Below are 15,270 nucleotides of genomic sequence, written 5' to 3'. Positions count from 1 at the left end.
GGACCACAATGTGCGGCAAATATCGCAGGGGGACCCATGTTTGTTGTTGCCGTAGAATTTCACATTGCCCCCGAACATTGGGAGGCCTTTTTGCCGCTGATGATGGCGAATGCGCGACGCTCGCTTTCGGTAGAAGCCGAATGTCATCAGTTTGACGTGTGTACTGATCCCGACAGTCCGCATCAGGTGTTCCTCTACGAAACCTACACCGACAAAGCAGCCTTTCAGGCCCACCTGGACAGCCCGCATTTCAAAGAGTTCGACAGGACAACAGCCCCTATGGTGGCCTCAAAATCCGCGCGTACCTTCCGCGAGGTTGCCCAATGAATTGGGAGGTCCATGCAGTAAAATACGCAGATCGTAATGCGCGCACGCGGGCCGATAGCTTTCTTTTTGCAGACAACCACGATGCGCCCCATGCGATGGATTACTTCATCTGGGTTTTGCGGCGCGGGGCCGAGGTTATCGTTGTGGATACGGGCTATGATGATGCCGAGGCCCGGTCACGCAACCGGCCAATCCGCCGTGATCCGGTGGCTGCTTTGGCCCCACTTGGGATCACCCCCGACGACGTCACAACCCTGATCATCACGCATTTGCATTACGATCACGCGGGCGGATTGCACTTGTTTCCAAATGCCACAATCCACCTGCAAGCGGCCGAAATGGCTTTCGCAACCGGCCCGTGCATGTGCCACGACACCCTGCGAGATCCATTCACTGCAGACCATGTCTGTGAGGCGGTCAAACGGGTCTATTCAGGGCGCTGCATTTTTCACGATGGCGACGGCAGTGTGGCAGACGGCGTCACGGTGCATTGCATCGGTGGCCACAGCCGAGGCTTGCAAGCCGTGCGCGTGCGCACTGATGCAGGCTGGATGTGCTTGGCCTCTGATGCGGCGCATTACTACGAAAACGTCTTTGCCCAAAAGGCGTTTCCAATTGTGGTTGACCTGCAAAACATGTTGGACGGATTTGCACGGCTCAAAACACTGGCCAGCACGCCTCAGCTGATCATCCCCGGCCATGATCCGCTGGTGACCCAAGTTTTTGCGCAGGGCGCTGCCCCCTTTATCTGGCGTTTGGACCAAGGAGTTGATGCTGCCAAATGGGCTGAAAAATTCGATTAAAGGGTTGCGGCAATCCCAAGTGCTGTATGTAGGTGCTTGCCGCGCAAAATATGACCCGCCCCGTTGAGCGTTACAACTTTGGCAGTGGGGATGTCTTTTGCAAAAGTTCCGATCTGGTCCAGTGTGTCTGCTTGATTGAGATCACCATGCACAAATGTGATCGGCACTTTGATATTGCGCAAGACATCGATGTCCAAGGGCCGGCTGGTAAAGAAATCTGCCTTAAGAAAGCCTGCCGAGTTCTGACAAAAGTAATGGTAGGCGGCTAATCTGTGAGGATCTGAAAAATCTTCTCCGACCGTGGCGCGTTCCACAGCGCTGTCATTACCCAAAACATTCAAAAACAACGATTTAAACCGTTCCTCGGTCTTTGTTCGGGCAAGAAGAAAGTCGATGGCAAGGCCCAAGGTGTTTTTTCGCCGCGTTGCCATCGAATAAATACCAGCGCGAAATTTCTCTACAAGACTGGTCGGTTGTGGCGCAGTGATCATAGCCGACGCAAACGTTAGGCTGTGCAAGCGATCGGGGTGTTTTTCGGCAAACGCTTGTGCAAAAAAGCCGCCATTACTCAATGAAAAAAGGTTACATCTGGCGTCTGAAACCATGTCACTGGCCAATGCGAGACCTTCGACGCAGAGCGCTGTATAGTCTGCGGCTGTGTCAAAGGTGGTGTCGGGTTGTAAAGATCCAGCACGCAGCGGACACAAAAGCCGAATATTTGCGGCCTCGAAAAAGCCGAAATCCCGTTCGGAAAATTGCGGCAATATCAAAGGCGCTGCAAAAACCACTGCAGAACCGGCGCGTGGGCCAAAATCTAGGATCATATGAACCTGTCCTGAGGCCCCGACCATTTTATGCACCCGAACTGTCGGATCGAGGTGTTGGGTTTGATAGGTCTGCAAAATGGTTGCATCCGCCACCGGTGCCTGATCCAGACGCGAAATACTGGTCAAAAATTCGGAAAGAATGAACGCGATGAGGTCTGTTTGCTTGGGAATGTTCGTCTTTTTTGCAATGACTTTTAGCGTGCTACGCTTGGTCTCATAGGCGCGACCTGTACGCAGTGCAGCTTGTCGCAAGTCCAGACCAACCAAGAGCTCGATCAGCAGAACACGGTCCGCTTGGGTGAGATCAGCCTGAGAAAACAGGTCACTGATAAACGCATCAACTGCAGCGACAGGCAGGGCAATGAACTGCCCAAACCATTTTTCCCAGCCCATAAACAGCAATACATGACTATCGTCCAAATAGCCCCGACCCCTTAGATCGTTTTGCTGGGTCAGCCTTTCGACTTTTTGACGCATATCGGCGGAAATAGGCGTCTTAAAAAATAAAACGTCTTCTTCGACACGTTCAAAATCGGCCCGTTCGATGGGGTGGCCATAAAATAACTGACCATGGATCTGGCCGCTGGACTGCGTTTTGGACCACTGCCAAAACTGGTCTCGTTGGGCTGGATCTAGGCCAGCCAAAACCGCCCCAATATCGTCGATATCTTGAAAACTGACCTTCATCACAAAAGCTTACAGTTTGTATTGTCCTTTGGCTCCACCCAAATGGGGGTGTTCACATACCCTTCTATCTGAGACACAAACGGGAACGGCAAAATTAATCCGCTTAAACAGGCAAACGACGGAGTGACTGATGACACTATTGAATATTTTTGGCGACGTGACGAATATTATTGAGCAGGCTTTTGCAAACCTACCCCAAAGTGGGCACAACGAGCTATCGTTTACGTCGACTGAATTGGTCATCCAGCATCCAGTCACAGGAATAATCATCCGCATTATTGGCACCAACTTGGCGCCTGCACCGGAGGGTCTGAGTGGAACAGTCACGGCTGTCCAGTTCGTTGATGGTATCTCCGTACTCGCCGCGTTCACTCAACTCGATGTTGATGCAGGGGATTTTTCCAATGCAGTTGGTGCGATTAATGATGGTGACTTTACTTTATTTGATGCGATTATTTTCGATGATCTGGAAATTGATGCAACCTCTTCCCCTGTTGGAAATGAATTTGATCTGGCCGAAGGCCCAGAGGGGGTACGCCTAGACGGTTCCAGTTTTGCCGACATCGTTACAGCAACTGAATCCAAAGACACGATAAATGGTCGAAACGGTGATGACACGATCAATGCCAATGGTGGATCCGATACGATCCGGGGCGGCAACGGCAATGACTTTGTCGATGCAGGTAACGGCAATGACAAAGTCTATGGTGGGCTGGGTGACGACTTCTTGTTTGGTGGCAACGGCAACGACCTTTTGGACGTTGGCGGTGGTGACGACACCGAAATCGTGGTTGCAAGCAAGGGTGACGACACCATTGTGTATTCAGATGCTACGGTTGCCTTCCAAGGGCTGCACTACTTTTTCGTCAACAGGGCGATCAACGTCACAATCGACGGGGATGCCAACACGGGCACAGTGGCGAAAGGGACTTGGGGCACGGACACAATTGTCGACGTGCGAACAACACTGTTGGCCGGTGACAGCACGGGTGGCCTTGGTCTTGTCGGTTCTTACGAGGACGATGTTTTCAATATCGATGGTGGTGCAAATACTTGGGCCTCGATCCGTGGGGGATTGGGTGCCGACGCCTATAATTTGGAAATGAGTGGGACAATCCGGTTGGACTTTTCACATAGTCTGGCACAGTTCGAAGACGCGGATGGTACGGAACAAGGAATGCGCATCAACGTGTCCACCGGAAACATCAACAACGATGGGTGGGGCAACCAAGAGACGCTGACACTTACTGGCGGTTCGGCGCGTTTAGAAATACGCGGAACCGCATTTGATGATGCCATGACGGGCAGCAGTGGCCGCGAAAGTTTCATCACCAGCCTTGGCAACGATACAGTTGATGGCAAGGGGGGGGCGGACCGGATCCGCTTTGACCGCAGCGAAGTCGACAGTGTCGAGGTCGATTTGAGCCAAGGCACTGCGACCCTCCAATCTTCTCAGGGCAGCTTTACTCAAAGCCTAGCCAACATCGAAGATGTTCGCGGCTCGCGAGATGGCGACGATGGGATCATTGGCAGCGATGCGGTCAATGTCATCCAAGGGCGCGGTGGCGACGATGATATCCTTGGCCTGAAAGGCGCTGATTTCCTTTATGGGGAAGACGGTGAAGACGGCATCAATGGCGGTCGCGGTGCAGATTACATCGATGGCGGGGATGGCAAGGATTTCCTGCGTGGTGGCAATGGTGATGACACCATTATTGGTGGGCAAGGCATCGACAAAATGGAAGGCAATGCTGGTGCCGATACCTTTGTCTTTAGTGCGGATGGTGGCACCGGCAATGACCGTATTCGCGACTTTGAAGACGGCGTTGATACCCTGCGCTTTGAGGGGTTCGGTACGAAAGTCGATGGTTTTGGGGATGTGACCGTGTCCTCCAGCGGTGGAGATACCACCATCGATTGGAATGGCGGTTCTGTCGTTTTGCTTGACTTTTCCGGGACGATCGACGCCAACGATTTCGACTTCTTTATTCCCTAGAACAAACGGGTCATGCGCGCCTGCTATGTGCGCATGATCCGCCCTGCAAGTCCCAGTAGGACAAATATTACGGCGCTTGCACAGACAATCGATGGGCCTGATGGAACGTCCAGCTGAAAGCTGGCCCAGAGCCCGATCAAAACGGATGTGGCAGCAATCCCTGCAGCACACAGCGCCATGTTTTCAGGTGTTCTTGCAAAATGACGCGCAGCGGCCGCGGGAATAACCAATAGGGCCGCGATCAATAGTGCCCCGATGATCTTAATCGAAACGGCCACCACCAAAGCCAAACACAGCGTCAAAACCCAGTTTTCCACCTTTGGATTTAGCCCGCTGGCCAGTGCCAAATCTGGGTTCATTGTCGTCGTCAACAAGCCGCGCCAACGCCACAACAGTAGGGCGATCACAGCCGCGGCCCCGGCCCAAACGGCCCAGACTTCGGTCGGTTGGATGGTCAAGATGTCGCCAAACAAATACGCATCCAAATTCAAACGGGGCCCCTTGATCAGGCTGACCGCAACTAAGCCAAAGGCCAGCGCCGAATGCGCGAGTACACCAAGGATTGCGTCAGCCGCCAATGTGCGCCCGCTGAGTTGCAACACAGCAAGCCCCACCATGATCGCCACAAAAACAATCCCGATCATCACATGGATTTCGGCCAATAAGGCCAGCGCCACGCCCAGAATCGCGGCATGGGCCACGGCATCGCCGAAATACGCCATGCGCCGCCAAACCACAAAACATCCCAATGGCCCTGTGGCCAAACCGATGGCCAGTCCAGCCAGTCCTGCGCGGATCATAAAGTCATCAATCATGTTGGCAGGTATCGTCGTGGTGATGGTCGTGATCATGGTTGTGTCGGTAAAGCGCAAGTGCACCTTGGGTGCCACGGCCAAATAGGGCTTGATATTCCGGGGCTGACGCCACGATGTCGGGCGTGCCGCTACAACACACGTGGCCATTCAGACAAATGACCCGATCCGACGCGCTCATGACCACATGCAATTCGTGGCTGACCATCAGTACGGCGCAGCCAAGATCATCCCGAAGTTGGGCGATTTGTTTGTAAAATGCGGCAGCCCCCGTTTGATCGAGGCCCGTTGTCGGCTCGTCCAGAATAAGCAGATCCGGTGTGCCAAGGACCGCACGGGCCAGCATCACACGTTGCAGCTGTCCCCCGGACAGCCCATCGATCTGGCGGTGTTCCCAGCCTGCTGCGCCACAATCGACCAGCGCCTTTGCAATCGCACTGCGCGCTTGGCGCTTTGGCAGGTTGAGAAAGCGCAAAACGGTCATGGGCAAGGTGCTGTCGACGGCAAGATTCTGCGGCACATACCCAATCCGCAGGCCGGGTTTGCGGATCAAGGCGCCGCTATCTGGGGTCATCGCCCCAATGATTGTGCGCATCAGGGTGGATTTACCGGATCCATTGGGACCAACCACAGTCACAATCTCACCGGCTGCTATTGTCATGTCCACATGTCGCAAGGCGGATTGCCCCTTGTGCGAAACACTGAGGTCTTGGGCAGTTATTAGGTTCATGATGTGACCTCGGCACTGTCTAGGCATGCAGGGCAAAGGCCCATGGCCTCGATCACTGTTTGCTCGACTTTGAATTTGTGTTTTTGCGCAATGGCCGCCCATGAGGTCGCCGCACTTTCCATTTGATCCTCGGCCACTGCGTTACAGTTTTTACAGATGAGAAAGACGGGCACGTGATCTTCGCCGGGGTGCGCGCAAGCAATGTAGGCGTTTCGCTGTTCAAGTTTGTGGGCAAAGCCGTGGGAAACCAAGAAATCCAATGCGCGATAAACCAGCGGCGGTTGGGACCCTAACCCTTCATCGCTCAAAATGGCCAGAATGTCATAAGCGCCCATGGCCTTGTGCCCGCTCAGGAGGATCTCAAGAACCCGCCTGCGCGGCTTTGTCAGGTTCAGGCCATGCTCAAAACAGTGTCGTGCAGTTACATCCAAAGCATGGTCAACACATGCGGAATGATTATGGGCGGTAAATCCTGTGGGCATTCCTGACTTTCCGGTTGCGGTTTGTTTGGATTGATATGATATAACATTTCGAATTGTGCAAGCCGGAGACTTTGGCATATGAAATATCGTTCTACGTCCGCAATTGGCCTGTGCTTGGTCGCGGCGACTTCGTTTTTAACGCCTGCATCCGCCGACGGCAAAGACATTCGCGTGGTGTCAGATATACCGGCCTTGGCCAGCATCGCTTCCGAGCTTTTGCAAGGGGTGCCCCATGAGGCGACCAGTCTGACCACGCGCGGCGATGATCCACATCACTTGACCCTGCGCCCCAGCCAAGCACGGGCTGTCAGCCGCTCAGATGTGCTGTTGTGGGTTGGTCCTGATCTGAGCCCGTGGATGGGTGAAGTGGCCGAAGATTTGGGCGGTGACGCGATTGTCGTTAAATTGAGCGATGCCGAAGTCGGAGAGGGTCACGGCGACCACGATGGTCACGACGATCATGATGACAAAGAGGGTCATGACGATCATGACGGGCACAGTGATGATCATGCTGAAAAAGACGAGCATGCCGACCATGAAGATCATGACGAGCACGCAGAGAAAGACGCGCACGATGATCACGACGAACACGCCCACCATGGCCATCACGATGGGGACCCGCATCACTGGCTGAACCTACACAAAATGGAAGGATTCGCAGATCGCCTAGCCGCTGTTTTGATCGAATTGGCGCCCCAATCTAAGGCCGTGATCAGCAAGAACCTTGCAACAGTGGAGGCCAATATCAAAGCCATCGAAGACGGGTTTGCGGCCAAACTATCCGAGTTACCAAGCACCAGCGTGGTGGTTTTGCACGACAGCTACCGTCAGTTTACCGATGGTTTTGGCATCACAACACTGTCCACTGGCATTGGCCATGATGAGGTTGGGATCTCTGCAAAAGACGCGCAACAACTGCGCGGTTTTGTGGCCCAACCCGATACCAACTGTCTGCTGGTTCCCTTTGCAACATCGCAGAACACCATCGCTACGCTTACCGAAGGCCAGGACGTCCACGTAGAAGTTCTTGATATCATTGGCTCAACCGACACAGGTTATCTGAACATGATAGAAAAGCTGGGCAGCGGGATAGCAGACTGCCTTAGCTGATATTCTTGATCGAGACCTCTAACGCATGCAAAAAGCTGGCCGCGCTGGAACTGGCAGACATCAATCGATAGCTGTCAGGCCCGGTGCGGATCACCAAAGCCCCCATGTGTTCCATCACCGTACGGGCGTTTTGGCCGATGCCAAAAGCCTGCGGATGCAGGTTGATCGGGCAAAGCCGTTCCAACGCTCTGCGGCTGTCCGGCCCGTCAATATCCAGCACCACCCAATTGTCGGTTTGATCCGTGGTGTAGGCCGCACCCTTTAATTTGCTTTGCACAAACGCATTGGCATCGGGGGTCGCATGGGCAAAAACCGCCATCATTTGGTCCGCAGCACTAGACACCAGCGTGACGGTGCCGTCCGTCGTGGTGTGCGTTGGTTGCGGCATCCCCAGTTTCAGGCCGGCTTTCACGGCCTTGCCCACAGCAGCCTCAGCGCCCAACGGCGTGGCGATAGACACAATGGCAATGCCGATCGCTTCGGTTAGGCGCACAGTGCCGAAATCGTGGTCATAACCGTCCAGTACAGGCGCAGGGGTTAGAGTAAAATCAGCCACGTTGGCGCCCTCCGTCTGGGTCATAGAAATGCGGTGAGCAGACTTGCACTTGGGTATCTTTGCCGCGCACCGGATCATAGGCTCGGATTACTTCACCCATGCGGTCCGACCCACTTTTGAGGAAACCCAATCCAATAGAATGCCCAAGGGTTGGGGAATAGGCCACCGAAGTCATCCATCCCTGATCGCTTTGCATGCTTGGGGTGTCACCGGCGGTGATAAAATGCGCGCCTGCGTCCAGCATGTCGCCCGTCTGAACCGGTTTAAATCCAACCAAGCGCAGATCATCCGGCTGGTTCATCATCTCGCGCTCGGACAATTTTGATCCGATGCTATCTTTTTTCTTGGACACCATCATGCCCAAGCCAAGGTTTTGCGCCGTTGTTTGACCGTTTAACTCGTTGCCTGCCGCGTGGCCCTTTTCGATGCGCATCACCCCAAGGGCCTCAGTGCCATAGGGCACGGCGTCGAATTCTTTGCCAGCGGCCATAAGCGCCCGGATCATACTGTCGCCATAGCGGGCAGGCACAGCAATCTCAAAAGCCATTTCACCGGAAAAGCTGATGCGAAACAGCCGCGCAGGCGTGCCGCCACATACCGTCAACTCAGCGCAGGCCATAAATGGAAAGGCCTCATTGCTGAGGTCTGTATCGTCAACGATTTTCTGCAAAAGTGCCCGCGAATTTGGTCCGGCCACAGCAAACTGGGCCCAACCATCCGTAGCACTGATCAAATGCACATCCATATCAGGCCACAGGCATTGACGCGCAAATTCCATGTTACGGAAGACGGTCACCGCATTGGCGGTGGTGGTGGTCATGACAAAATGGTTCTCGGCCAGCCGCGCAGTGGTGCCGTCATCGTAACAAATGCCATCTTCGCGCAGCATCAGCCCATAGCGAACTTTGCCTACAGGCAACTTCAGGAAGGCATTAGAGTAGATTTTGTTCAAAAACGCAGCTGCATCGCGCCCTTGGATATCGATCTTGCCCAGTGTCGTCACATCGCAGATGCCGACGGAATTACGGGTCATCTGAACCTCGCGGTCCACGCTTTGTCGCCATGTGGTCTCACCTTCGCGTGGGAACCATTGGGCGCGCAGCCAGTTGCCCACTTCGACAAATTCAGCGCCCTGTTCCTTGGCCCATTTATGCGAAGGCGTCAGGCGGTAAGGGCGGAAATCCTTGCCCCGCGCTCGTCCTGCCAATGCGCCAATTGGCACAGGGGTGTAGGGCGGGCGAAAGATCGTGGTACCTGTGTCCGGGATCGATTTGCCGGCCGCATCGGCCAAGATGGCCAGTCCCAAAACGTTTGCGGTTTTGCCCTGGTCTGTGGCCATGCCCAAGGTGGTGTAGCGTTTGAGGTGCTCGACCGATCGAAAGCCTTCGGCATGGGATTGCTTGATGTCTTTTGTGGTGACGTCGTTTTGAAGGTCGACCCAAGCGCGGGCTGTGCTGCCCGTAATCTGCCAGCACGGCGTAATTGCAGAGGCCTCATCTTTGGCCTGTGCGGCAGCTTTGCGTGAGGGGGTAAAGCCCAGCGTTTTGATCACATCATTGGCAGTTTTGCGCCCCTCAGCCATACCGGCGGCAAGGGTCATCGTGCCATTTGCGGCACCGGCGACCACCATGCCGGGGGGCAGATCACCGCCGGGTACAAAGGCTGCAATATCATTGCGCCATGTCGGACGGCCCCGTTGATGGCAGGTCAAATGCACATTGGGCGACCAACCACCCGACACGGCCAAGCAATCGACCTCACGCCTGATCCCGCCAGGCTCGACAATCCATTCAAGGCCTTTGCGCCCCTTGGTATCGATAATGCTTTGACCCGCACGCGTGTCATACACCCCAACCACATCGACGCCTTTGGCGCGCAAGTCTTCGGCTGTGCGCAACCCGTCGTCATTGTTGGTCAGAACGGCCACCTTTTTTCCGGGGGCCACACCATAGCGGTTTACATATGTCCGCACAGCACCGGCCAGCATGATGCCCGGCCGATCGTTGTTGGCAAAAGCAATCGAGCGTTCCGTGGCCCCGGCACACAGGATCGCTGCCTTAGAATAGATGCGCCACAACACTTGGCGTGGCTTGCCCTTGGCGCTGGGCAAATGGTCGGTCATCCGTTCCAGCGCGCCGTAGGTACCGTGATCAAAAGCGCCATACACCGTGGTTCGGGTCATCAGGCGGACGTTGTCCATTGCGTTTAGCTCGTCACAGGCGTTCTGGGCCCATTTGGCAGCAGCCAAACCATCAATCTCGTAGCTTTCCGCGTTCAGGCGTCCGCCTGTAACAAAATCCTCGTCGGCCAGAATTACCTGCGCACCACTGCGTCCAGCAGCCAAAGCAGCACTCAGTCCAGCAGGCCCCGCGCCAATGACCAGCACGTCGCAATGCAAAAAGCCGTGGTCATAGATATCAGGATCGGCCTCCATCGACAGCTTACCCAAACCGGCTGAGGCGCGAATGGCAGGCTCGTAAATCTTTTCCCAAAAGGCCGCAGGCCACATGAACGTCTTGTAGTAAAAACCTGCGGACAAGAACCGGCTGAAGAGATCTGTGACCGCCATCAAATCGTATTCCAATGAACCGCGATGGTTTTGTGATGTGGCCTCTAGCCCATTGAACAGTTCGGCCACGGTGGCGCGGGTGTTCGGCTCTTGGGCGGCACCACGGCGCAACTGGACCATCGCGTTTGGTTCTTCTGATCCTGCGCTGAAAATCCCACGCGGGCGGTGATATTTGAAGGAACGCGCCACAAGGCGTTGCCCATTGGCCAACAGCGCCGAGGCCAGCGTATCGCCCTCAAATCCCTGCATGACCTTGCCATTAAAGGTAAATTTCAGCGGCAGGTTCCGGTTCACAAGGCCGCCGTCTATGCGATTTGATTGGCTCATGCGCTGCGCCCCCTGCTGCGGGCCACATCGCGGGCCATTTCAACTTTTGTCACCTCGTGAGTGGTGGTTGAACGGGTCACGACCAGCCAAGACCGGTCGCCTTGCTCGTGATACCACAGCTCCTGATGGGTGCCTGCAGGGTTGTCGCGCAGATAGGCATAGTCGTGCATTTGGGTCATGTCGGCTGTCATCCCATCGGGGCGATCAATCAAACTGACGTCGCCTTTGACCACAAATTCAGCGGCGTCGCGCGGTCCAAGCAAGGGGTGGTTGATAATCATCTGTCTGACCCTCTAGTGCAAGTTTGGTTGGGCGCCTTGGCCCTTTTCATCAATTTGTCCACCGCGCATAAACCGGTCCAACCGGAACTGGGTGGCCACCTCGTGAGGCCGACCCGTGGCCAGCAAATGTGCGTAACAATAGCCGCTTGCAGGGGTCGCTTTGAACCCGCCGTAGCACCAGCCGCCATTGAAATAGAGCCCGTCAACATGGGTCTGGTCGATAAAGGGCGAACCATCCATCGACATGTCCATAATGCCACCCCACATACGTAGCAATCGCGCGCGTCCGATCATTGGCATGATCGCCATGCCACCTTCGCAAACGTCCTCGACCACCGGCAAGTTGCCGCGCTGAGCGTAAGAATTGTAGCCGTCGATATCACCGCCAAACACCAAGCCGCCCTTGTCCGATTGGCTGACGTAAAAATGCCCTGCGCCAAAGGTGATCACATTGGGAATGACCGGCTTTAGGCCCTCGGACACAAAAGCCTGCAGGACGTGACTTTCGATGGGAAGCCGCATACCGGCCTTGGCCATCACACGACCGCTGGAGCCTGCCACACAGACGGCAACTTTTTTGGCCTTGATCGCACCACGGGATGTTTGAACACCGCGACACAGACCGTTTTCGATATCAAACCCGGTGACTTCGCAGTTTTGGATAATGTCCACGCCGCGGCTGTCTGCGCCGCGCGCATACCCCCAAGCCACTGCATCATGGCGCACAGTTCCGCCGCGTCGTTGGATAAGCGATCCCTGAATAGGAAAGCGCGCATTGTCAAAATCAAGGAATGGCACCATGGCGCGGGTCTGTTCGCGGTTCAGCAACTCGCCGCCTGCGCCGGACAAATGCATGGCGTTGGCACGACGTGCAAAGGCATCGCGCTGGGCGTCCGAATGGATCAGGTTCATAATCCCTCGCTGCGAGATCATGGCGTTATAGTTGAAATCCTGCTCCAGCCCTTCCCATAGTTTCAGCGATAACTCGTAAAACGGCTGGTTGCCCTCTAGTAGGTAGTTCGACCGGATGATTGTGGTATTACGACCGACATTGCCACCGCCGATCCATCCCTTTTCCAAGACGGCGACATTGGTAATGCCGTGCACTTTTGCCAAATAATGCGCAGTGGCCAAACCGTGCCCGCCACCGCCGACAATAATCACGTCATATTCGGCCTTAGGCTCAGGATCACGCCACGCCGGGGTCCAACCTTTGTTGCCGGTGATGCCTTCCCAAAACACTTTGAAGCCGGAATAGTTCATCGCCATTCTCCTAAGTCTGTCCCCGTCAGCATGGACTTTCGGGTCAGGACTGGACTATCCTCAAGTAGACGATTAATTGTCAAAAATGGCCACGATTTCTGCCCCCACAACGATCGGTCTGTTGCCGATATCTGGTTTCGCCCTGATGTCTTATGCCAGCGTGGCAGAACCGTTGCGCGCAGCCAACCTTTTGGCGCCTGAGCCGCTTTATGAGGTGCAAACTCTGGGTTCGGACCCTTATGTCAGCAGCTCAGGCGGGGCATTGGTTCCGTGCACTCACGGATTTGAGGCAGCCCTCAAGTGCAACTTGGTCTGTGTGATTGCGGGGGGCAGTCTGAACGCCTTTGAAAACGCAACCGTTTTGTCGCTTTTGCGCAAACTGGCCCGCAACGGTGTGCGCTTGGCTGGGATTTCGGGTGGCCCAGTTGTGTTAGCCAAGGCGGGAGTGATGCAGGGTCGTCGGATGACTGTGCATTGGGAACATGCGGCGGCCTTGTCTGAAACCCACGACGATCTGTTGCTAGAACGCAGCCTTTTTGTCATTGATCGCGACCGGATCACCTGTGCTGGTGGCACGGCCCCGTTGGATTTGATGCACGCGCTGATCGCGGCGGATCATGGTGCAGATCTGGCGCGCCGTGTCAGCGATTGGTTTATGCACACCGAGGTACGCCCCTCAGGCGGCCCGCAACGTAGCGGATTGGTTGAACGTGTCGGCACAACCACACGCGCAGTTTTAGATGCCGTTGAAGTGATGGAAACCCATCTGGCTGATCCTCTCAGTCTTGGGCAATTGGCGTCTATCGCAGGCGTGTCGACCCGACAGTTGAACCGGCTTTTTGAGGCAAAACTGGGCACGACGACCATGGGCTATTACCGCAAGCTGAGGCTGGAATTGGCCCAGCGTCTGCTCATTCAATCGAAATTATCGATCACAGAAATAGCCTTTGCCACAGGCTTTGCCGGATCCGCACATTTCAGCAAAGCCTACAGCACCGAATTTGGTCATTCCCCATCCATGATGAAAAAAACGATCCTGCCCTAGCGATGGCGTTTCCAAGCGTTTTTGAGGCGTTTCCACGCTTGCAAAATCAACCAAAGCCATATCCCTTCGGTCAAAAGAGGAGGGCCTTGCATGCCACTGGAAATGAACCGCGACGTTTTTATCACCTGTGCCGTGACCGGATCCGGCAGTACCCAAGACCGCAGTCCCCATGTGCCCCGCTCGCCTCAGCAGATTGCAGATAGTGCAATTGCCGCAGCCAAAGCCGGCGCGGCAGTCGTTCATTGCCACGTGCGCGATCCTGAAACGGGCGTTTCCAGTCGTGATTTGGGCCTGTTTCGCGAAGTCACCGACCGGATCCGCGACAGCGATACAGATGTTGTTTTGAACCTGACCGCTGGTATGGGGGGCGACATCGTTTTTGGCGGCGTCGAAACCCCGATGGAGCTGAACCAAGCCGCAACAGATATGGCGGGTGCAACGGAACGTGTGGCACATGTTGCAGAATGTCGGCCCGAGATTTGCACGCTCGATTGCGGCACCATGAACTTTGCCGAAGCCGATTATGTGATGACCAACACGCCGGGTATGTTGGTTGCCATGGGTCGCATGATGACAGAATTGGGCGTCAAACCCGAGATCGAGGCCTTTGACACAGGCCATTTGTGGTACGCCAAACAACTGGTCGCCGATGGTGTGCTGGACAGCCCTGCCTTGGTGCAGCTGTGCATGGGCGTGCCGTGGGGGGCGCCGGATGATCTGAATACGTTCATGGCCATGGTAAATAATGTGCCGGATGACTGGACGTTTTCCGCCTTTGGTCTGGGGCGCAGTCAAATGCCGATGGCCGCAGCCTCGGTTCTGGCGGGTGGTAATGTGCGTGTGGGCCTTGAGGATAATTTGATGCTGGATCGTGGGGTTCTGGCCGAAAACTGGCAATTGGTTGAACGCGCGGGCACAATCATTGAAAATCTTGGGGCGCGTGTGATCGGCCCTGCCGAAGTGCGCGAAAAGCTGGGGCTGACCAAACAGGCCCCTAAATGAAACGCCTTTTGGCCGTGATACTACTGGCTGGATGTACGGCCCCTCTGGACCCTGTCGCGCCCATTGCCTTTCGCAATCCAACGGCGCAAGTGGCCTCGCAAGCGGATGTCACGCTAGAGCGTTTGGCGGGTGAATGGCGGATTGTATCGATCTTTGACGACGCACAATTTGGTGCAGTGCGGCAGGTGCGTTTTGACGGGCCCAATATGGCGCTTAATCAGCAACTCTTGCCTGTCACGCGCAACGCGCAGGGCCGACTGACCGCAGGTGGCCAGCAATTTTGGGTGCATTGGCTTGATATCAACAATCGCACAGCCGTGATCGGCTCGCCCGATGGGCGCTTTGGATGGATTATGGATCGCAATGGTACGCCAAGTCCCGATAGGCTGAAGGCAGCGCGCGAAATTCTGGAATGGTACGGCTATGATCTTAGCCGAATGAAGGACGTTTAAA

At 55.3% G+C, this 15,270-nt stretch carries 15 protein-coding genes; 7 read left to right on the top strand and 8 right to left on the bottom strand.

All coding sequences use genetic code 11. From position 1 onward, the window contains the following. The first annotated feature begins 36 nt into the window (after positions 1-36). Together ACIRQ6_RS13085 and ACIRQ6_RS13080 are read left to right on the top strand one after the other, a co-directional pair. Entirely contained in the window at positions 37-327 is a 291-nt protein-coding gene (locus ACIRQ6_RS13085) for a putative quinol monooxygenase (RefSeq protein WP_420861047.1), read from the top strand. After that, positions 324-1,130, top strand: a complete 807-nt coding sequence (locus tag ACIRQ6_RS13080; RefSeq protein WP_420861046.1) for an N-acyl homoserine lactonase family protein — start codon at positions 324-326, stop codon at positions 1,128-1,130. Before ACIRQ6_RS13085 ends, ACIRQ6_RS13080 begins: the two co-directional genes overlap by 4 nt. Here ACIRQ6_RS13080 and ACIRQ6_RS13075 read toward each other — a convergent pair. After that, positions 1,127-2,644 carry an alpha/beta fold hydrolase gene (locus ACIRQ6_RS13075; RefSeq protein WP_420861045.1) on the bottom strand — a complete coding sequence of 506 codons (1,518 nt, stop codon included), beginning with the start codon at positions 2,642-2,644 and terminating at the stop codon, positions 1,127-1,129. The two genes, ACIRQ6_RS13080 and ACIRQ6_RS13075, sit on opposite strands and share 4 nt — an antisense overlap. Positions 2,645-2,774: 130 nt before the next feature. Here ACIRQ6_RS13075 and ACIRQ6_RS13070 point away from each other — a divergent pair, with 130 nt between their 5' ends. Then, positions 2,775-4,640, top strand: coding sequence for a calcium-binding protein (locus ACIRQ6_RS13070; protein WP_420861044.1), 1,866 nt, complete (start codon positions 2,775-2,777; stop codon positions 4,638-4,640). Between the two features lie 23 nt (positions 4,641-4,663). Here ACIRQ6_RS13070 and ACIRQ6_RS13065 read toward each other — a convergent pair whose 3' ends face one another. The 3 genes from ACIRQ6_RS13065 to ACIRQ6_RS13055 are packed head-to-tail and all read right to left on the bottom strand — an operon-like array spanning position 4,664 to position 6,664. Continuing rightward, positions 4,664-5,491: a metal ABC transporter permease gene (locus ACIRQ6_RS13065; RefSeq protein WP_420861043.1), complete on the bottom strand. Its 828-nt coding sequence runs from the start codon at positions 5,489-5,491 to the stop codon at positions 4,664-4,666. Further along, complete coding sequence (locus tag ACIRQ6_RS13060) at positions 5,448-6,182, bottom strand: metal ABC transporter ATP-binding protein (RefSeq protein WP_420861042.1); 735 nt, start codon at positions 6,180-6,182, stop codon at positions 5,448-5,450. Before ACIRQ6_RS13060 ends, ACIRQ6_RS13065 begins: the two co-directional genes overlap by 44 nt. After that, positions 6,179-6,664: a Fur family transcriptional regulator gene (locus ACIRQ6_RS13055; protein ID WP_420861041.1), complete on the bottom strand. Its 486-nt coding sequence runs from the start codon at positions 6,662-6,664 to the stop codon at positions 6,179-6,181. Before ACIRQ6_RS13055 ends, ACIRQ6_RS13060 begins: the two co-directional genes overlap by 4 nt. A 78-nt stretch (positions 6,665-6,742) precedes the next feature. On the opposite strand from ACIRQ6_RS13055, the gene ACIRQ6_RS13050 reads away from it, so the two are divergent. Continuing rightward, on the top strand, positions 6,743-7,774 hold the full coding sequence (locus ACIRQ6_RS13050; RefSeq protein ID WP_420861040.1) for a metal ABC transporter solute-binding protein, Zn/Mn family: 1,032 nt from the start codon (positions 6,743-6,745) through the stop codon (positions 7,772-7,774). Here ACIRQ6_RS13050 and ACIRQ6_RS13045 read toward each other — a convergent pair. From ACIRQ6_RS13045 to ACIRQ6_RS13030, 4 genes are read right to left on the bottom strand one after another with little or no spacing between them, the layout of a single operon-like run. Continuing rightward, entirely contained in the window at positions 7,767-8,354 is a 588-nt protein-coding gene (locus ACIRQ6_RS13045) for a sarcosine oxidase subunit gamma (RefSeq protein WP_420861039.1), read from the bottom strand. The two genes, ACIRQ6_RS13050 and ACIRQ6_RS13045, sit on opposite strands and share 8 nt — an antisense overlap. Continuing rightward, positions 8,323-11,226, bottom strand: coding sequence for a sarcosine oxidase subunit alpha family protein (locus ACIRQ6_RS13040; protein WP_420861038.1), 2,904 nt, complete (start codon positions 11,224-11,226; stop codon positions 8,323-8,325). The genes ACIRQ6_RS13045 and ACIRQ6_RS13040 overlap by 32 nt, the downstream gene beginning before the upstream one ends. Continuing rightward, positions 11,223-11,507, bottom strand: coding sequence for a sarcosine oxidase subunit delta (locus ACIRQ6_RS13035; RefSeq protein ID WP_420861037.1), 285 nt, complete (start codon positions 11,505-11,507; stop codon positions 11,223-11,225). Before ACIRQ6_RS13035 ends, ACIRQ6_RS13040 begins: the two co-directional genes overlap by 4 nt. Before the next feature lie 12 nt (positions 11,508-11,519). After that, positions 11,520-12,770: a sarcosine oxidase subunit beta family protein gene (locus tag ACIRQ6_RS13030; protein WP_420861036.1), complete on the bottom strand. Its 1,251-nt coding sequence runs from the start codon at positions 12,768-12,770 to the stop codon at positions 11,520-11,522. 85 nt (positions 12,771-12,855) lie between these two features. Between ACIRQ6_RS13030 and ACIRQ6_RS13025 the strand changes: the two genes are divergently transcribed. The 3 genes from ACIRQ6_RS13025 to ACIRQ6_RS13015 all read left to right on the top strand — a co-directional run bounded on the left by ACIRQ6_RS13025 (position 12,856) and on the right by ACIRQ6_RS13015 (position 15,269). Next, entirely contained in the window at positions 12,856-13,815 is a 960-nt protein-coding gene (locus tag ACIRQ6_RS13025) for a GlxA family transcriptional regulator (protein WP_420861035.1), read from the top strand. Between the two features lie 90 nt (positions 13,816-13,905). Next, the gene (locus ACIRQ6_RS13020) at positions 13,906-14,817 is read left to right on the top strand and encodes a 3-keto-5-aminohexanoate cleavage protein (RefSeq protein WP_420861034.1); all 912 of its coding nucleotides are present in this window, start codon (positions 13,906-13,908) and stop codon (positions 14,815-14,817) included. After that, positions 14,814-15,269, top strand: a complete 456-nt coding sequence (locus ACIRQ6_RS13015; protein WP_420861033.1) for a lipocalin family protein — start codon at positions 14,814-14,816, stop codon at positions 15,267-15,269. Before ACIRQ6_RS13020 ends, ACIRQ6_RS13015 begins: the two co-directional genes overlap by 4 nt. Position 15,270 lies beyond the last annotated feature (1 nt).

Origin of the sequence: Algirhabdus cladophorae (assembly GCF_044772865.1) — a bacterium.
GTDB lineage: Bacteria > Pseudomonadota > Alphaproteobacteria > Rhodobacterales > Rhodobacteraceae > Algirhabdus > Algirhabdus cladophorae.
This window is presented reverse-complemented; position numbering and strand designations above follow the sequence as displayed.